The organism is Actinomadura madurae (genome assembly GCF_047130825.1).
Lineage (GTDB): Bacteria > Actinomycetota > Actinomycetes > Streptosporangiales > Streptosporangiaceae > Spirillospora > Spirillospora madurae.
This window is the reverse complement of the sequence record NZ_CP083237.1, coordinates 4,887,643-4,903,887: the sequence shown is the minus strand read 5'-3', so window position 1 is coordinate 4,903,887 and position 16,245 is coordinate 4,887,643. Positions and strand designations below refer to the sequence as shown.

General features: G+C 70.6%; 18 protein-coding genes. 6 read left to right on the top strand and 12 right to left on the bottom strand.

The genetic code is table 11. The features are described 5' to 3' along the window. Window positions 1-22: 22 nt before the first annotated feature. A complete protein-coding gene (locus K8Z49_RS22135) occupies window positions 23-1,003 on the bottom strand; it encodes an SgcJ/EcaC family oxidoreductase (protein ID WP_111830289.1) in 981 nt (326 codons plus the stop codon). Between the two features lie 73 nt (window positions 1,004-1,076). On the opposite strand from K8Z49_RS22135, the gene K8Z49_RS22130 reads away from it, so the two are divergent. Then, window positions 1,077-1,685 carry a PadR family transcriptional regulator gene (locus K8Z49_RS22130; protein ID WP_021594559.1) on the top strand — a complete coding sequence of 203 codons (609 nt, stop codon included), beginning with the start codon at window positions 1,077-1,079 and terminating at the stop codon, window positions 1,683-1,685. Between the two features lie 33 nt (window positions 1,686-1,718). Here K8Z49_RS22130 and K8Z49_RS22125 read toward each other — a convergent pair whose 3' ends face one another. The 5 genes from K8Z49_RS22125 to K8Z49_RS22105 all read right to left on the bottom strand — a co-directional run bounded on the left by K8Z49_RS22125 (window position 1,719) and on the right by K8Z49_RS22105 (window position 7,501). Beyond that, window positions 1,719-2,315, bottom strand: coding sequence for a YdcF family protein (locus K8Z49_RS22125; RefSeq protein ID WP_412520575.1), 597 nt, complete (start codon window positions 2,313-2,315; stop codon window positions 1,719-1,721). Window positions 2,316-2,334: 19 nt separating this feature from the next. Further along, window positions 2,335-2,670 carry a hypothetical protein gene (locus K8Z49_RS22120; protein WP_412520573.1) on the bottom strand — a complete coding sequence of 112 codons (336 nt, stop codon included), beginning with the start codon at window positions 2,668-2,670 and terminating at the stop codon, window positions 2,335-2,337. Between the two features lie 17 nt (window positions 2,671-2,687). After that, window positions 2,688-3,794 carry a hypothetical protein gene (locus K8Z49_RS22115; protein ID WP_412520571.1) on the bottom strand — a complete coding sequence of 369 codons (1,107 nt, stop codon included), beginning with the start codon at window positions 3,792-3,794 and terminating at the stop codon, window positions 2,688-2,690. A gap of 127 nt (window positions 3,795-3,921) precedes the next feature. Continuing rightward, entirely contained in the window at window positions 3,922-4,890 is a 969-nt protein-coding gene (locus K8Z49_RS22110) for a glycoside hydrolase family 11 protein (RefSeq protein ID WP_152564018.1), read from the bottom strand. Between the two features lie 295 nt (window positions 4,891-5,185). Then, window positions 5,186-7,501, bottom strand: a complete 2,316-nt coding sequence (locus K8Z49_RS22105; RefSeq protein WP_412520569.1) for an MMPL family transporter — start codon at window positions 7,499-7,501, stop codon at window positions 5,186-5,188. A gap of 71 nt (window positions 7,502-7,572) precedes the next feature. Between K8Z49_RS22105 and K8Z49_RS22100 the strand changes: the two genes are divergently transcribed. Continuing rightward, the gene (locus K8Z49_RS22100; RefSeq protein WP_075021387.1) at window positions 7,573-8,214 is read left to right on the top strand and encodes a TetR family transcriptional regulator; all 642 of its coding nucleotides are present in this window, start codon (window positions 7,573-7,575) and stop codon (window positions 8,212-8,214) included. A gap of 81 nt (window positions 8,215-8,295) precedes the next feature. Here K8Z49_RS22100 and K8Z49_RS22095 read toward each other — a convergent pair whose 3' ends face one another. From K8Z49_RS22095 to K8Z49_RS22070, 6 genes are all read right to left on the bottom strand, one after another. Further along, on the bottom strand, window positions 8,296-9,015 hold the full coding sequence (locus K8Z49_RS22095) for an alanyl-tRNA editing protein (protein ID WP_021594569.1): 720 nt from the start codon (window positions 9,013-9,015) through the stop codon (window positions 8,296-8,298). A gap of 16 nt (window positions 9,016-9,031) precedes the next feature. Then, window positions 9,032-9,397: a DUF2516 family protein gene (locus tag K8Z49_RS22090; protein WP_021594570.1), complete on the bottom strand. Its 366-nt coding sequence runs from the start codon at window positions 9,395-9,397 to the stop codon at window positions 9,032-9,034. 194 nt (window positions 9,398-9,591) lie between these two features. Then, the gene (locus K8Z49_RS22085) at window positions 9,592-10,077 is read right to left on the bottom strand and encodes a hypothetical protein (RefSeq protein ID WP_021594571.1); all 486 of its coding nucleotides are present in this window, start codon (window positions 10,075-10,077) and stop codon (window positions 9,592-9,594) included. Further along, complete coding sequence (locus tag K8Z49_RS22080; protein ID WP_244938451.1) at window positions 10,074-10,562, bottom strand: helix-turn-helix domain-containing protein; 489 nt, start codon at window positions 10,560-10,562, stop codon at window positions 10,074-10,076. Before K8Z49_RS22080 ends, K8Z49_RS22085 begins: the two co-directional genes overlap by 4 nt. 147 nt (window positions 10,563-10,709) lie before the next feature. Next, window positions 10,710-11,006 carry a YiaA/YiaB family inner membrane protein gene (locus K8Z49_RS22075; RefSeq protein ID WP_021594573.1) on the bottom strand — a complete coding sequence of 99 codons (297 nt, stop codon included), beginning with the start codon at window positions 11,004-11,006 and terminating at the stop codon, window positions 10,710-10,712. A 70-nt stretch (window positions 11,007-11,076) separates the two neighbouring features. After that, complete coding sequence (locus K8Z49_RS22070) at window positions 11,077-11,958, bottom strand: neutral zinc metallopeptidase (protein WP_021594574.1); 882 nt, start codon at window positions 11,956-11,958, stop codon at window positions 11,077-11,079. A 234-nt stretch (window positions 11,959-12,192) separates the two neighbouring features. Here K8Z49_RS22070 and K8Z49_RS22065 point away from each other — a divergent pair, with 234 nt between their 5' ends. The 4 genes from K8Z49_RS22065 to K8Z49_RS22050 all read left to right on the top strand — a co-directional run bounded on the left by K8Z49_RS22065 (window position 12,193) and on the right by K8Z49_RS22050 (window position 16,243). Beyond that, on the top strand, window positions 12,193-13,932 hold the full coding sequence (locus tag K8Z49_RS22065; protein WP_412520565.1) for a DUF2207 domain-containing protein: 1,740 nt from the start codon (window positions 12,193-12,195) through the stop codon (window positions 13,930-13,932). 71 nt (window positions 13,933-14,003) lie between these two features. Continuing rightward, on the top strand, window positions 14,004-14,159 hold the full coding sequence (locus K8Z49_RS22060; protein ID WP_021594576.1) for a hypothetical protein: 156 nt from the start codon (window positions 14,004-14,006) through the stop codon (window positions 14,157-14,159). A gap of 150 nt (window positions 14,160-14,309) precedes the next feature. After that, the gene (locus K8Z49_RS22055) at window positions 14,310-15,002 is read left to right on the top strand and encodes a FadR/GntR family transcriptional regulator (protein ID WP_220126537.1); all 693 of its coding nucleotides are present in this window, start codon (window positions 14,310-14,312) and stop codon (window positions 15,000-15,002) included. After that, window positions 14,999-16,243 (top strand): CynX/NimT family MFS transporter, encoded by a 1,245-nt coding sequence (locus K8Z49_RS22050; protein WP_075021383.1) that lies wholly within the window; start codon window positions 14,999-15,001, stop codon window positions 16,241-16,243. The genes K8Z49_RS22055 and K8Z49_RS22050 overlap by 4 nt, the downstream gene beginning before the upstream one ends. Window positions 16,244-16,245: the final 2 nt, after the last annotated feature.

The window sequence follows — 16,245 nt, the reverse complement described above, 5'->3', positions numbered from 1 at the left end:
TCGCGGGACGGCGGAAGCCGCCCTAGGAATCGATGAAGGTGTAGGAGACCATGTGGGTAACCATCCACCGGCCGTGCTTGTTGATGCAGACACAGGTGAATTTGGCGGACAACGGTGGGTAGACCGTCCCGTCGCTTCCTCTCAGATTGCTGACCACCGCATCACCGTCGACCACCGCGTGATCTCTTGCCGTCCACTGGATATTGGTGGCGGTGAGTTCGTGGGTGGTTCCCTTCATGGGGCCGGCGAAGGCGGCGGCCTGTTCTTCGCGGATCTTGCTGCGACCTTCGGTGCGCCTGCCTTGCGGGCTGATGACCGTGCCATCACTTGTCCAGTGGGCCGCGAAAGCGGCCGCATCGCCGATGTTCCATGACCGATCGATGGACTTCAGCAAGGCAGTGATCGCACGAGTCTGGTCACGCGACGCAGGCGCCGGCCGGCTGCTCCCGTCGGTCTTCGCCACGGTGACGGCTTGTTCGTCGGCAGCCGCACACCCGGTCGCCAGAGCGGCAGTCATCACGGCAGCGGCCACCATGGCGTGAATTCGCGTCATGGTGGCCCGGCCCGCTCGCCAACCGAGGAAGAGGGCGGCGGGGACGATGAGAAGTTCCATCGCCGTGTTGCCGACGATGTAGTACGGAAGTGTGGGGGCCATCATCGCCGAGAGCGTTTGATGCGTCGTCGAGGATTCGTCCAGGGCCGCGCCCATGAGCAGGATCATCATGACGCCGCCGCAGCACAAGAAGGCCGCGCAGATCACGCCGCAGAAGACGAATACATCCTCCGCTTTCGACCTGCGTTCCGACGTGGTGCCGATCCGGCCGGTGACCCAGCCCACCAGCAGCGCCCACACCAGACCCGCGAGGCCGCCGACCGCCAGCCCGGCCGAGCCCATGCCGGTCGAGCGGAACGACAGTGCCTGGGCGATGACCAGAGACGGCACCATCACGGCGTACGGGCCGGTACCCCAACCTCGCAGTAAGCCGACCAAGTGGGAAGTCATGGCGCGACCATAACATGGCTATCCATAATATGGATAACGTCCGGATAGTCGCCGGGCTGGGAAGATGAGGGCCATGGCCGAACGCCCACGCCACCAGTCGCCTCTGGCCCTCGTCCTCCTGGCGTCCCTGAGCGAAGAACCGATGCACGCCTACCGGATGCGCCGGCTCATCAAGGAGCGGGGCAAGGACAGGATCGTCAACGTGGCGCGCAGCAACAGCGTCTACCAGACGATCAACTGGCTGCGGCAGCGTGAGCTGGTCCAGGTGCGCGAGACCTCGCACGGCCAGGGGCGGCCGGACCGGACGATCTACGAGATCACCGAGAAGGGCCGGGACGCCCTCCAGCAGTGGCTCGCCACGACCCTGTCCACCCCGGCCCGCGAGTTCCCCGAGTTTCCCGCCGCCCTGGCCAGCATGGCCGCGACGACACCCGAAGAGGTGACGCGTCACCTCGAAGAACGTGCGGCCGCCCTGACCCGCCGCCTGGCCGAGACGGAAGCCAGACGGGACAACGACGCGCAGGACGTCCCACGCCTCTTCCTGATCGAAGACGAGTACCTCATGGCCATGACCAAGGCCGAGCTGCGCTGGGTCGAATCCCTGATCGCCGAGATCACCCAGAAAGAGCTGACCTGGACAAGAGAGTGGCTCGACACCATCCGATCCACCAGCGGCGAGTGACATTCACCGGCGTGCCGCTGCGACAGCGGCTTGCTACAGGTGCGCCTTTCGTTCGTCGGGCTTTATGGCACGGAGTGTCCAGAGGCCGTACAGGGCCAGCAGTGGTTTGACGGCTGTCCACTCGCCGGGGCGGTAGTCGTCCGCCCGCACGAGCCTCTTGGCAAGATCGGGGCGCTGCCGTCGCAGGTACGCGCGGGCCTTGAGGGCGTGAGCCGGCTGGGAGGCGATCTTGATGCGGTCGACGTCCTCAAGCAGCGGGATCACGTTCGTGACGTTCTGCCACGTCGTCGCGCTCTTGTCTTCGAGCAGCACTGTGCCGTCGAACGCGAGGGCCGATTTCGCGTAGTCGGCCATCAACCGGGCTTCCGCGATGTCACTGCCGGTCGAACCGCCACTGAAGATCATGAGAGTGCCGCGCGCGTCAGCGGCGACGGAGCGGATTCCGGCACGGACCCGCCAGCGGTTGATGAAGTTCGCCGTCGCTTGGGGGTTGCGGAAGCCCAGCACGACCACGGCCTCGGAATCGCCTCCGGCGCTTCCCGTGAGCGTTCGAGACCAGCGCCAGTTCAACCACTCGCCCCAGGCCAGGGTCGCGGTCGCGGCGATCACCAATCCTGTCCGTCGTCGCATGCGGCGACTCTAGACGCCCTCACATGTCCGAGAAGTTCTTGGCGAGGGTGCGGTGGGCGGCGGCTGCTTGCTCGGCGTCAGCGGGGGTGATGGGGGAGCCGGGCATGGTGCCCAGGTTTTCGACCATGTCCGCTAGGCGGCGGTGCTCGTTGCTCGCGTATTCGCGGCAGGGGAGGCAGGTAACGCTTTTCGGGTGGGGAGAGGTCATCGCGTACGGGACTTGCAGGCCGCATCCAGTGGTCACCGTGGACGGGAGGTCGCCGGCCAGGCCGAAAGTGGAGGCCATGAGGTCGCGGGTGGCGGCCCCGCCGCGGGCCATCTTCGAGTCGACGTGGATGTGTGGATCGTCGGCCATGTTCAGCTCCTGGGCGTTCAGCCGTCGATGAGGTGGCCTATGGCGGATTTGAGCTGGTCGGCCGTCAGTTCGGTGTGAACGGAGCTGGTGTCGAGGGCGACCGTCTGCGGGCAGACTGCTCTGTCGCCCGTGACCTCGACGTGGTGCAGGCGGCGGGCGGTGCGGACCTCGATGACGGTGACGGTGAAGTAGCCGCGGAACATGGAGATCTGTGTCGGCAGGCTGGTCCGGATCAGGTCTCGTGAATGGCGGTAATTGCATACCTGGACCAGATCGGATTGGCGGACCAGATCGACGCACGCCACGGCCTGGACGGTGCGGGCTTCGTCGGGCCGCCACGCTCGCGAGAACTTCATGACGTCCATGCCGGACTGGACGGTGTCGAGCAACGCCCATTTCTGCGAGGTGGGCAGGTGGTCGTCGTCCGCAGCCGTCAGGACGACCGTGTTGTGCGGTGCCGCGCCGGCGTACGCGGGAGCGGCCGGGAAGGCCTTGCCGTCGCAGGCGGGTGCGTAGTCGGACATGGAGTACGGCAGGGAAGGGGGTTCCGGGTCGCCGCCGGAGCGGGCGATCAGCCAGACCACGAGGGCCACCGGTAGCGCCAGGGAGACGCCGATGATGGTGAGGCGCCTCGTGCGATTGACGGGTTTGCCGGGGAGGTGCCCTGACTCGCGGCCGAGCCGGAGCCATTCCTTTGCTTCGTCCCACTTGCCCTGCGATTGGAATTCGAGCGCCACGCGTAGGGCGGTCAGCGCGTAGACCTGTCCGTCCAGGGCGTCGAGCGAATCGGCGACGAGGCCGCCCTGGGCTTGGAGTTCGTCCTCGACTTCGTCGCGTATCTCGGCGAGCGCGGCGGGTAACGGGCGGGCGGAGAGCATCGCGGTGTGAATCGGCCAGGCCCACTCGGCCAGAATGTCGACGCGATGCGTTGGCGCGAGGTCTGGCATGTCGAGCCGCTCGCGTGTCTTCTCCACGAGGGAGGCGGTGATATCGGCAAATGCCATCGCATCGGCGAGAACCGTGCCGTCCGCGGTGTTCTCGTCCGGACTCGCGTCGCGTCCTACGGCCGCTACGCATCGTCGAGCGATGGTCACCGCCGTCGCAAGCCGCCGCGCATTGTCCATCGCCAACTCCCCGGGGGAATCGAAGCAGCGAGGACAAGATTATCAACTTCGATTCGGCGCGGGGAGTTTTCTTTCGGGGGGCGCGGCGGCCGGTGGCCGCCGCGCCGGATAGTGGTTCCGCGCCGGGTCAGCCTGCGCTGCAGGAGACCGTCGGCCAGGTCCAGTTCCCGTTGTGGGCGATGGTGACGCCCCAGTTGTCGCCGTTGCCGTTGGGCCTGGCGGTCAGCACCTGCGCGCTGGGGTAGCTCGCGCTGACGTTCCAGGTCGAGCTGATCTTGGCCGGGGACGGGACGTTCATCGTCACCGTCCAGTTGCTGGAGCCGGACACCGAGACATTGAGGTTGTACCGGTCGTCCCATTTCTGGCCCGCGGAGAGGGTCGCGGTGCAGCCACCGCCGCCTCCACCTCCACCGCCGCCACCGCCGCCGCCTCCACCGGAGCCGCCGATCGTGATGTTGGAATTGCCACTGCTCTGGTAGCCCTCGGTCGCGAGGATCTGGTAGTCGTGACTGCCGAGGTTCATTCCGTGACCGGCCCAGGCGTCGAAATGGTTGCCCGCGGAGATGGTCCCGCCCGTCCGCTTCGACTGCCGGACGCTCCAGTACTGCTGGAAAGTCCTGGTGCCCTCGATGGAAGGCGCGTTGTACCTGGTCGTCTCGTAGATGTCGTAGGTGCCGCCGTCGCTGGTGACGGTGCCCTTGTACGTTCCCGTGGGCCGGTAGGTGCCCCAGTTGTCGACGATGTAGTACTCGATGAGCGGGTTTCTCGTCCACCCGTAGAGGGTCAGATAGGCATTGCCGGACGGGTTGAAGCTGCCCGAATAGTTCACGCTTCTGCGTCCGCCGGTGCTCCAGCCCTTTCCGGCGACGAAGTTCCCGGTGTTCCTCCAGGACGTGCTGTAGTTGCCGCCGGACCCGAGCTCCATGGAGACCGTTCCGGAACTGTCGGTCCAGAACGAGTAGAAGTAGCCGTCGTGGGTGCCGGTCTGGTTGCTGGTGATGGCCGCGTGCGCGGTGGCGGGCATCAGCGCCATGGCCGCGGTCAGGATGATGGCGCCGATGGCGCCGATCAGCGGTCTCGCGCGTCTGCGCCTCATCGACGGGGCGGTTCTCATGGGCGTGTTCCTCCTCGTGGACGCCGGCAGGGGGTGGGCGGTCGTCCTCGGATGGGTGACCCGGGTCGGCGGGGGAGCCGTTGCTGCCGTCAGTGTTGATTCGCCCTCAAGGGAAGTCAACAGTTTTCGAAAGATTTCGAGAATGCGCGCCGCGTTTAGGTCTGTTTCGCCTGGCTGGTGAAGTGGGCGATCAGTCGATTTCGAAAGTCTTCGGCCGCACGCGATCTTCAAGGGTGTGGGTCGCCAAGATTCTCGAAAGTTTCGGAGTCGATCGTGATCAGCGGGTCAGTTCGAGTTCCAGTTGCTCGTTGACCGGTTCCGGCGGCGGGGGAGGCGGCGGGGTGGGGCGGCCGCGGCCCGGCCACCACCAGTTGGCGTGGCCCAGGAGGCTCATCAGCGCCGGCACCAGGACGAGGCGGACGATCGTGGCGTCCATGGCGACGGCCACGGCCAGGCCCAGGGCCATCATCTTGATCGTCGGGTCCGGCTGCGGGACGAAGCTGGCGAACACGAAGATCATGATGAGCGCGGCCGACGTGATGAGGCGGGCGGTGACCCCGATGCCGGTCACGACGGACTCGTGCGGGTCGCCCGTCCTGTCGTACTCCTCCTTGATCCGGGACAGCAGGAAGACCTCGTAGTCCATGGACAGCCCGAAGATCAGGGCGAACATGAACAGCGGGATGAACGACATGATGGGGATGGCCTGGTCGACGCCCAGCAGCTGGACGCCCCAGCCCCACTGGAAGACGGCGGTGACGACGCCGAACGACGCGCCGATCGACAGCAGGTTCATCAGCGCGGCCTTGAGCGGGACGACGATCGACCGGAACGCGATGACCAGGAGCAGCAGGGCGACGGCCACCACGGCGACCACGACGGTGAGCATGCGGTCCCCGACCGTCGACGCGACGTCGATGATCGCGGGGTTCTCGCCGCCCAGGTAGATCTCCGTGCCCGGATGGGCGGCCCGCACGGCGCCGATCTCCACGGTCCGCAGCCGGTGGACGAGGTCGGTGGTCGACTCGGCGTGCGGGGCGTCCCGCGGGACGACCTGGACGATCGCGGTGGTCCCGGTGACGACGGGCTCGTCCACGAAGACGACGCCGGGCACCTCGGAGATCCGCTGCCGGAGTTCCTGGCCGACGAGCACCGCGCGCTTGTCGGGCTTCTTGCTCGGGTCCGGCGCGCCCTTGGGGCGGGCGGGCGACGGCGACGGGGACGGACGGGCCGCCGCGGGGCCGGTCAGACCGCTCAACCCCGCACGGCCGTCGACCGTGGGCACCACGCGCTTCGGCTTGGTGTGCTTCTCCTCGCCCGGCACCTTCGCGACCACCACGAAGGGGCTGTAGTGCCCGGCGCCGAACTCCTCGGCGACGATGTCGTAGGCCTGCCGCGCCTCCATCCGCGGGGACGACATGCTGTCCGCCATCACGCCGAAACGCAGGCTGAGGGTCGGGATGGAGAGCGCCAGCAAGACGAGGGTCGCGACGATGGCGTAAGGCCAGGCGTGCCGGTCGACGTGGCGTCCCCAGGCCGTCCAGCGTCGGGAACTGCGGTCGGGCCGCACCCTGGGCAGTTCGTACCGGTCGATGCGCGGCCCGAGCGAGCCGAGCACGGCGGGGAGCAGCGTCAGGGCGGCCACCACCATGATGGCCACGGTGAGCGCGGCGGCGATCCCGATCCGCCCGATGAAGGCGATCCCGGAGAGGAAGAGCCCGCAGATCGCGAACACGACGGTCCCGCCGGCGAAGACCACCGCGTGGCCCGAGTGCTCCATGGCGCGCCCGACCGCGGTCTCGGTGTCGTCGCCCTCGGCGAGCTGCTGCCGGTAGCGCGTGACGATGAACAGCGCGTAGTCGATCCCGGCGCCGATCCCGAGCATCGCCGCGACCATCGGCGCGGTCGGCGCGATCTGGAACATCGACGCCGCGACATGGATGAGCGAGTACGCGACGACCATCCCGCACAGCGACACCACGATCGGGATCCCCGCGGCGAGGAACGACCCGAACGCCAGCAGCAGGACGACCAGGGCCAGCAGGATCCCGACGCCCTCCTGCGGCCCGCCCTTCGGCTGGTTGAGGATCATCGCGACGATGCCGCCGAACCTCACCTCCAGGCCGGCCATCCGCGCGGGCTCGACGGCCCGGTTCAGCGCGTCGAGGTCGGCGTGCCCGACGTCGCTCATGGTGCCGGTGAAGTTCAGCCGGACGACGACGGCGTTGTCGTCCTTCAGGCCGCCCATGCCGCGCACGTAGGGGTTCTCGACGAACGCGACCCGGTCCATCCTGCCGACGTTGTCGATCGCCCGGCCGATCGTGAGCGCGACCCGCCAGTCGGCGGGGTCGGCCTGCGCCGTCTCGTGGAACACGATGGTCGCGGTCGGCCCGGTCATGGCGGGGAAGTCCTGGCCGAGGGTGTCGATCGCGCGCTGGGTCTCGGTGCCGGGCAGCGTGCTCTGCTGGACGAACATGCCGCCGTGCGTGATCCCGAGGACGCCGGCGCCGAGCATGAGCACGGCCCAGAGCTCGAAGACCGTGCGCCGCCTCCGCACGCAGAAGCGGCCCAGTGCCCCCAGGAATCGCGCCATGCAGGCAGAGAACACCCACGCATGCAGTTTTGCAATAGATGCAACTTTGCAGTCATGGTAACGTCCGTCACATGGACGACGCGCCGGGACGTCCCGCCGAGCGGGCGGGCCTGCGGGAGCGCAAGAAGCAGCGCACCCGGCAGGCCCTCGCGACCGCCGCGTTGCGCCTGTTCGCCGAGCGCGGCTACGAGGAGACGACGATCGCCGACATCGCCGCCGCCGCGGACGTGTCCCCCCGGACGTTCTTCAGCTACTTCCCGTCCAAGGAGGACGTGGTCTTCGCCGAGATCGACGACCGGCTCGCCGAGGTCTCCGAGCGGCTGCGCCGGACTTCCGGCGAGGCGCCGATGGAAACGATCCGGCGCAGCATCGTGGACGTCCTGGAGGCCGTGGTCGCCGAGCACCGCGACTACGGGGCCGTCCAGGTCGCCCTGGTCCTGGAGCGCCCCGGCCTGCGGGCCCGCGCGCTCCAGCGGCTGCTGGACGCGCAGGAGGCGATCGAGGCGCTGCTGCGCGAGCTGTGCCCCGGCATCTCGGAGATCGACGCGGTCGCCGCCTCCGGCATCGCGGTCGGCGGCATGCAGGCGGTCGTCGCGCACTGCCGCCGCGAGGGCTACGACCCGGTCTCGATGCGCACCGCCCTCGACCGCGCCGTCGACCTCGTCGAGAACGGGCTGGTCTCGGTGGACGCGCTGTCGCGCCCGTCCCCCTAGAGCACCGGGCACCGGCGGGACGGAGGCGCCCGGACCGCCGGTGCCCGGCCCGGCGGTGACAGTCGGCCCGGCGGCGCCGGCTCAGTCGGCGATCACGATGCGCAGGCGCCGGAAGCCGCGGCCCTTGTTCTCTACCTTGGCGACCCGGATGCGGCCGATCTGCTTGGTGGACGCGACGTGGGTGCCGCCGTCCGCCTGCGTGTCGAGGCCGACGATGTCGACGATCCGGACGTCCTGCACCTCGGGCGGGACCAGGTTCGTCGCGGTGCGGATGATGTCGGGGATCTCGAACGCCTCGGCGCGCGGGAGCGTCCGGACGTCGATGCGCCGGTCGGCCTCGACCTCGGCGTTGCACGCGTCCTCGACGGCCTGCTTGAACCCGGGCGGGACCTCGCGCAGGTCGAAGTCCATCCGCGCGCTCAGCGGCTCCATGTTCCCGCCCGTCACGAGGCAGCCGTAGTCGCGGAACACCACCCCGCACAGCAGGTGCAGGCCGGAGTGGGTGCGCATCAGCGCGGTGCGGCGCTCGTCCTCGACGGCGCCCTGGACCACGGTGCCGGCGGGCGGCAGCGGGTCGCCCTCGACCGGGATCAGTACCGGGTCGTCGCCCTTGCGGACGCCGCCGATCCGGGTCTGCACGCCCTGCCAGAGGAGGACCCCGTGGTCCGGCGGCTGGCCCCCGCCGCCCGGGTAGAACGCGGACCGGTCCAGGACGATCCCGTCCGGGCCCGCGTCGAGGACGACGGCCTCCCACTCGCGTAGTCCCTGGTCGTCCAGTTCGAGCCGTGTGGTGCGCGTCATGCCTTCACCGTACGGGTCACCAGGGACCGTAGGGGCCCGATCGGGAGCCGCCGCGCCCGCCGTTCTTCTTCTTGTACGGCCCGACGGCCGGCCGGACGTCGGCCAGGTAGATGGCCGCGCCGATGAACGCGGCGACCGGGAGGATGCCGAGCAGCAGGGCGATCGGGCTGGCTCCGAGCGCCGCGGGCGCGACCGCGTACGCGGCGCCCACCACCGTCGCGACGATCAGGATGATCATCCAGAGTTTCTTGCTCTGCTTGCTCGCCGCCGAGAACGCGCCGGTGGGCACGGTCAGCGAGTCGATCAGCGCCCATGCCTCCATCGCGAACGCGATGATCAGCAGCAGCCAGAAGAAGTAGTCCAGCACGTTGAAGCCCGACATCGGCGATCAGCGCTCCTGCTCGTCTCGGACGGCGACTCCTCGTCGCGCACACGGCTCTTCCCGCTCAACCCTATGCGCACCGTCCAGCGGGCGTCGGCAGCCCGCCTGCTGGTGAAGACGAAGAAGCCCGGCCGGGTGTTCCCGGCCGGGCCCTCGCATCCGGCGCGCGCACGCGCCGTCACCTTCCGGCGGTGTCACTTCTTGGTGGTGGTCCGCGTCTGCCCCGCGGCCTTGGCGCGCGGCTGCGCGGTGCGGGCCTGCGCGGTTCGGGGCTTCGGGGCCGGCTTGGCGTCGGCCTCGGCGATCTCGGCGACCTCGACGGCCTCGCGGTGCACGACCTTCTTGCCGCGCTCGGCGAGCTCGTCGATGAACTCGACGGCGCGGGTGCCGAAGTGCGTGGCGTACGCGACGGCCGCGCCCGGCAGGTCCTTGGCGTCCACCCGGTCCTGGTACTTGGAGAACTCGCCGCGGTAGCGGTCCACGGTCTCGCGGACCTGGTAGCGGTAGCGGTCGACGGTCTCGCGGACCTCGCCCTGGTACTTGCCGACGGTCTCGCGGGCGCGGCCCTGGTACCGGGTCACCTGCTCGGGGACCTCGCGGATCTTCTCCACCGCGAAGTCGCCGGCGCCGGCCACCGTGTAGACGGCCTTGTTCTCGCGGAAGTTGCTGGCCAGCGTCATCCGACCTCTTCCTTTCCGTTCTGCTCTGCTCTGGTTTGCCGTGGCATGTCTTGCTCTGGCGTGTCTTGCTCTGGCACGTCCTGCTCCGGCGCGTCCTGGTCCGGCGCGGTGCTCTCGGCGCTGTCCGCGCCGAGGACGCCGGTGGCCTCGTTCTCCTTGAGGAACGACGCGTAGATGTCCAGGAGGACCTGCTTCTGCCGCTCCGTGAGGAGGGCGTCCGCCCGGACCGCGGCCTGCACGTCGGTGTCGGACTCGCGGTCTTCAAGGATCCCGGCCTGCACGTACAGTGCCTCGGCGGAGATCCGCAGCCCCTTGGCGATCTGCTGCAGGATCTCGGCGCTCGGCTTGCGCAGGCCGCGCTCGATCTGGCTCAGGTACGGGTTGGAGATGCCCGAGACGTCCGCGAGCTGCCGCAGCGAGATCTTCGCCCGCGTGCGCTGCTCCCGGATGTACTCCCCGATCGAGCCGACCTTCGAACCTGCCATGTCTCCACCCTGCGTCATGGTGCTTGCAATTGCAAGCAGTCTAGCTAGCACTTCGCGGTGAAACGCCTCACATGCCGGAGAAGCCGGGAAACAGAGACGGCGCCGCCGCCCCTGAACGGGGGACGGCGGCGCCGGTGCGGACGCGGATCACAGGTTCGGGGCGGCGTACGGGTCGTGCTCGGCGAGCAGCTTGTCCAGGCGCGCCTGGTCGACGCGGCTGGTGATGGCCTGCGTCTCCTGCCGGTCGCGCACGCACTTGGCCAGCGTGAACGTGGACGTGATCACGTACAGCAGGCCGAGCCCGAGGAAGGCGCGGACCCAGCCGCTGATCGGCAGGTAGGCGACGCCGATGCCCACGGCGACGCTGGAGACGGCGAAGGAGATCGCGGCCTGGACGAAGAACGCGGTGCTGCCGGCGGGGGCCGGCGGGGTCGAGGTCGTCATGGCACGAGTGTGCGGGCCGCCCGCGTCCCGGTCATGAGTACGCGTGCTCAGCCGCCCCTGCGCGAAGAACTCAGCTCACCTTGGAGGACGGAGCGGTCCACGTGTTGCAGACGGTCAGGTCGCGCCCGTTGTAGCCGGTGATCACCCAGCCCGCGTAGTGGCGGCCCGAGCCGTGGTCGCGCTTCTCCGGCGGCTGGTCCTCGTCGCCGCGCCCCCGGACGTCCACGACCATGGCGACGTACTGCTCGCGCGTCATCGGCAGCGTGCCGCGCTCGCTGCCGAGGAACGCGCCGGCGAAGCACTGCGCCTGCAGCTCGATGCGGCGGCTCGCCTCCGTCCGGGTGGCGATGTCGCCGGACTCCATCTGCCGGTCCCCGTAGAGCAGGATCCCGGCCCGGTCCTGGACGTGGTGGCCGTACTCGTGCGCGATCACCCGCGCGTAGACGGCGTAGTGGGACAGCGGCTCGCCGCCCGACGTCTCCACGACGTTCTGGAGCCCGACGTACATCGTGTTGTTCGCCGGGCAGTAGAACGCGGACGCGCCAGGGGCCGGGTACGTGCCGCACGGGCTGCGGCCCGGCTCCAGCCAGAACACGCGGTTCGGCTTGTCGAACGGGAGGCCGGCCTTCGCGAACTGCCGAGTCCAGGCGCTGTCCAGGCAGTCGCTCAGGGTGTCCATGAAGTGCCGCATCGACTCGGCGGACGGCAGGATCCGCGGCAGCCGGCAGTTCACGGGCGTCAGCACGCCCGTCCTGTACAGCTTGCTGTTCGTCGCCTTCTCGCGCGGGGTGGACGCGCCGCCGGACGAGGTCGACGGCCGGATGCCGCCCGTCCCGTCCTGCCCGGCGCCGACCGCCGACAGCGCGAGGATCGCGATGACGACCAGGGAGGTGAGCCCGCCGAAGATGCCCGCGATCGTCCCGCCGGCACTGCGGCGCGGCGGCGGACGCATCGGGACGTACCGGTACTGCTGCGGTCCGTAGGCAGGGGGAGGACCGTAGCCGGGCCGGCCGTGCGGAGGCCCGGGAGGCCCGGGAGGCCCACCCGGAGGACCGCCGTACGGGGGGCCGCCATGGGGAGGCCGGCCGTACGGCGGAGCCGGTGGCCGCGGCGGTGGTGGCGGCGGGGGGTAATGACCTGCCATAGCGCAGAATCATCGCACGCGTTCCCGATACCATTTGCGGCCATGTCTGCTCTTGCGCGGTTGTTCCGGTCGCGTCCGGTCCTTCTGACGGTGTCGGCGGCGCTCTCCCTGCCTCTCGCGACCGCCTCGCCCGCCTCGGCGGCCGGGTTCCGCGCGTCCGAGCGGGTGCTGAAGGACGAGGTCGTCATCACCGCCGTCAAGGGCGGGACCGCCAGGGTGAAGGAGACGATCGTCTACCGGTTCGACGGGCGCGACGGCTTCCAGCGGACGTACCCGACCCGGACGCACGAGAGCCTGACCGAGGACCGCGTCTACAAGCTGGACAACCTGCGCGCCAGCAGCCCGGACGGCGGCCCGGCCGAGGTCACCGCGACCAGCGGGGACACCACCACGACGGTCAAGGTGAGCGGCGGCCAGAAGCTGACCGGCGACCGCACGGTCGTCCTGGAGTACGACCTGCGCGGCGCGATCACCCCGATGGGCGCGGCGGAGGAGCTGCGCTGGCCGGTGATCGGCGGCTGGAAGGTGCCGCTGGACGAGGCGAAGGTCACCGTCGAGGGCGGCGCGGTGATCCGGAACGTCAACTGCTTCACCGGCCCGATCGGCAGCACGATCGGCTGCACGCAGTACTACACGAACCACACCAAGACGCAGGGCGTCTACGCGCAGCAGGGGATGCTGCCGGGCGAGTACCTGACCGTGGTCGCGGGGCTGCCCGCGGGCACGACGGGCGGGAAGGCCCTCTACGAGCGGCGGCACACGGTCGCGACCGCGTTCTCGGTCAACGCGGTGACCGGCGCCGCGCTGGCGGGCCTGCTCGTGCTGCTCGTCGGCGGGGTCGCCGTCCTCTACCTGCTGCGCGGGCGGGACGCGCGGGTCGTCGGGAAGAAGGCGGCCGAGGGCGACCACGCGCCGCTCGCCGGGGCCGAGTTCGAGCCGCCGGACGGGGTGCGCCCCGGCCAGATCGGCACGCTGATCGACGAGCAGGCGGACGTGATCGACGTGACCGCGACGATCGTCGACCTCGCCGTCCGCGGCTACCTGCTGATCGAGGAGGAGGACCGCGCCCGGACCGGCCGCCTCGACTGGACGCTGCGCCGCCTCGACCGCCCGCAGGCCGACCTGCTGCCCTACGAGCGGATCCTGCTGGACGCCCTGCTGACCGCGCCGGACGGCTCCGGCCGCGACGCCGTGAAGCTGTCGGAGCTCGGCGGGACGTTCGCGACCAAGCTCGCGCAGGTCAGGTCGGCGATGTACGACGACGTGGTGAAGCAGGGCTGGTTCGCGCGGTGCCCCGACACCGTCCGGTCCCGATGGACGGTCACCGGCATCCTGGTGACGCTGCTCGGCATCGCCGGGACGGTCGCGCTCGCGTTCACCACCGAGTGGGCGCTGGCCGGGCTCGCGCTGATCATCGCGGGCGCGGCGCTGGCGTACGGCGGCCAGTACATGCCGGCGAAGACCGCGCGCGGCGCGACGGTGCTCGCGCACACGATCGGCTTCCGCGCGTTCTTGGAGCGCGGTGTCATCCCCGAGGGCGAAGGGACGGCGTCGCGGCAGCGGATCGCGCTGTTCTCCCGCCTCCTGCCGTACGCGGTCGTCTTCGACGCCGTCCCGAAGTGGACGGAGACGGTGAAGGACGCGGGGGAGCGGGCCGAGGGCGCCGACAACCTGTACTGGTACGAGGGCCCGGCCGAATGGGACCTGTCGAAGTTCGCCGAGTCGATGCGCACGTTCCTGCTGGCCACGTCGGGATCGATCTCGCAGTCGCGCGGGCTCTGAGGCGGCGGGCGGCCACCGGACGGTTAACCGCCTGACGCCGGGTATCGGCGGAGGCGAGGAGGTGTGCGCCGATGCCAGCCGCCGCCGTGCTCGCCGACGACCCCGCCAGGCTCGGGGACGCCTTGTTCCTGGCCATCGGCCCGGCCGTCATCTTCGTGACGCTCATCGCGTGGATCCTGGTGGTGCTGATGACGTCCCGGAAAGCACGCCGGCGCCGGCCCCGCTGATCCGGCGCGTCCCGCGCGGGGACGCGACGCCCTCCGGTGCCGTCGACGCCCGTGGTGGCCGCCGAGACCCCTCCCGGCGGCCATCACGGGTCATATCGGACCGTTCCATCCCTTCCCGTAAGATGTCTGACGTCTTACAGGGAGGTTCGTGTGGGTTTGAGGCCGGTAGCGGGCGGGTCGACGGTGGACGCCGTCCTCGACCAGCTCCAGGCGCAGGTCAGCGGCGGCGCGTGGGCGGTCGGCGCGCGCATCCCGGCGGAGACGGACCTCGCCGCGCAGCTCGGCGTGAGCCGCCCGGCCGTCCGGGAGGCGATCCGGGCGCTGTCGCACGTCGGCGTGCTGGAGGTGCGCCGCGGCGACGGGACGTACGTGCGCAGCAGCGCCGACCCCCGCCCGCTCCTGCGCCGGGTCTCGCGCGCCTCCGCCCGGGACGTCTTCGAGGTGCAGCTCGCCTACGACGTCCAGGCGGCCCGTCTCGCGGCGCGCCGCCGCACGGACGCCGACCTCGCGCGGCTGGAGGACCTGCTCCGCGCCCGCGACGAGGCCACCGAGCCGGACGCGTTCGGCGCCGCCGACGCGCGCTTCCACCTCGGCGTGGCGGAGGCGACCCGGAACCCGGTGCTGATCGAGGCGATGCGGTTCTTCATCGACCGGCTGCACGAGTCGATGCGCATGATCAGGCTGGACCGCGAGGTGCCGGAGGCCGGGCCGGCCCGGCACCGCGCGGTGCTGGACGCGATCGCCGCGGGCGACCCGGAGGCCGCCGCGGCGGCCGCGGCGGCCGTCGTCGAGCCGACCCTGGCGGTCCTCGCGGCCCTGCTCGGCGAGGAGGCCGGACGGTGACGGGACGGCGCGCCCTCGCCGGCTCCCTCCTCATGATCGTCCTGGTGGCGGTCAACCTGCGCCCGGCGGTCGCGGCGGTCGGCCCGCTGCTCACCGAGATCAGCGACGCGTTCCACCTGTCCGGGACGGCGGCGGGCGCGCTGACCACCCTCCCGCTGGCGTTCTTCGGCTCCTACGGCCTCGCCGCGGCGTTCCTGCGGCGCGCGCCGCGCGGCGAGACGCTGCTGGTCACCGCGATGGCGCTGCTCGTCACCGCGCTGGTGGTGCGGCTGCTGGACGGCGCGTTCGCGCTGTTCGCCGGGTCCCTCGCCGCCGGCATCGCGATCAGCGTCGGCAACATCGCGATGCCGGGGATCATCAAGCGGGACCACCCGGACCGGATCACGACGGTGACGTCGGTCTACACGGTCGCGCTCACCGCCGGCGCCTGCCTGGCGTCCGGCCTCGCCGTCCCCGTGGAGGACCTCTTCGACGCCACCTGGAAGCTGCCGCTCGGCCTGCTCGCGATCCCGGCGGCCCTCGCCGGGCTGCTGTGGACGCCGCGGGCGCGGCGGGCGGCGCACGCGGCCCGGTCGGCACCGCCCGCGGTCCACCGGCAGGGGGTCGCGGCGCTGGTGTGGCGGTCCGGGCTGGCCTGGAACGTCACCGTGTTCATGGGCCTGCAGTCGCTGCTGGCTTACGTCCTGCTCGCGTGGGTGCCCACGATCTGCCAGGACCGCGGGATGGGCGAGGCGGCCGCCGGGTACGTCCTCGCGCTGTCGGCGGCGATGCAGGCGGCCGGGTCGCTGGCCGTCCCGGCGATCGCCCGCCGGACCCGCGACCAGCGCCCGCTGGTGATCGCCACGGCGGTGCTGTCGGCGATCGGGTTCGCCGGCATCGCCTGGGCACCGATCGCGACGGTGTGGGGCTGGACGGTGGTCCTCGGCATCGGCGGGGGCTTCGGCTTCGCGACCGCGCTGTCGTTCATCGGGCTCCGCGCGCACGACGCCCAGGTCGCGACGCAGCTGTCCGGGATGGCGCAGGGCGTCGGCTACGTGATCGCGGCGCTCGGCCCCCTCGCCGTCGGGGCACTGCACGACGCCACCGGTGGATGGACCGTTCCGATGGTCGCCGTGCTCGCCGTGTGCGCCGTCATGGCCGCGCCCGGCGCGGCGGCGGGCCGGCTCCGCACGGTCGGCGCACCCGCCGGCACGGCCCAGGAGGAGATTAATTCCGGCATTAGCGGACACATCCCAAGCTGACC

Excerpts from the sequence above, each read along its gene's own strand:
- K8Z49_RS22135 (WP_111830289.1), bottom strand. The coding sequence starts at position 1,003 with ATGACTTCCCACTTGGTCGGCTTACTGCGAGGTTGGGGTACCGGCCCG.
- K8Z49_RS22130 (WP_021594559.1), top strand. The coding sequence starts at position 1,077 with ATGGCCGAACGCCCACGCCACCAGTCGCCTCTGGCCCTCGTCCTCCTG.
- K8Z49_RS22125 (WP_412520575.1), bottom strand. The coding sequence starts at position 2,315 with ATGCGACGACGGACAGGATTGGTGATCGCCGCGACCGCGACCCTGGCC.
- K8Z49_RS22120 (WP_412520573.1), bottom strand. The coding sequence starts at position 2,670 with ATGGCCGACGATCCACACATCCACGTCGACTCGAAGATGGCCCGCGGC.
- K8Z49_RS22115 (WP_412520571.1), bottom strand. The coding sequence starts at position 3,794 with ATGGACAATGCGCGGCGGCTTGCGACGGCGGTGACCATCGCTCGACGA.
- K8Z49_RS22110 (WP_152564018.1), bottom strand. The coding sequence starts at position 4,890 with ATGAGGCGCAGACGCGCGAGACCGCTGATCGGCGCCATCGGCGCCATC.
- K8Z49_RS22105 (WP_412520569.1), bottom strand. The coding sequence starts at position 7,501 with ATGGCGCGATTCCTGGGGGCACTGGGCCGCTTCTGCGTGCGGAGGCGG.
- K8Z49_RS22100 (WP_075021387.1), top strand. The coding sequence starts at position 7,573 with ATGGACGACGCGCCGGGACGTCCCGCCGAGCGGGCGGGCCTGCGGGAG.
- K8Z49_RS22095 (WP_021594569.1), bottom strand. The coding sequence starts at position 9,015 with ATGACGCGCACCACACGGCTCGAACTGGACGACCAGGGACTACGCGAG.
- K8Z49_RS22090 (WP_021594570.1), bottom strand. The coding sequence starts at position 9,397 with ATGTCGGGCTTCAACGTGCTGGACTACTTCTTCTGGCTGCTGCTGATC.
- K8Z49_RS22085 (WP_021594571.1), bottom strand. The coding sequence starts at position 10,077 with ATGACGCTGGCCAGCAACTTCCGCGAGAACAAGGCCGTCTACACGGTG.
- K8Z49_RS22080 (WP_244938451.1), bottom strand. The coding sequence starts at position 10,562 with ATGGCAGGTTCGAAGGTCGGCTCGATCGGGGAGTACATCCGGGAGCAG.
- K8Z49_RS22075 (WP_021594573.1), bottom strand. The coding sequence starts at position 11,006 with ATGACGACCTCGACCCCGCCGGCCCCCGCCGGCAGCACCGCGTTCTTC.
- K8Z49_RS22070 (WP_021594574.1), bottom strand. The coding sequence starts at position 11,958 with ATGCGTCCGCCGCCGCGCCGCAGTGCCGGCGGGACGATCGCGGGCATC.
- K8Z49_RS22065 (WP_412520565.1), top strand. The coding sequence starts at position 12,193 with ATGTCTGCTCTTGCGCGGTTGTTCCGGTCGCGTCCGGTCCTTCTGACG.
- K8Z49_RS22060 (WP_021594576.1), top strand. The coding sequence starts at position 14,004 with ATGCCAGCCGCCGCCGTGCTCGCCGACGACCCCGCCAGGCTCGGGGAC.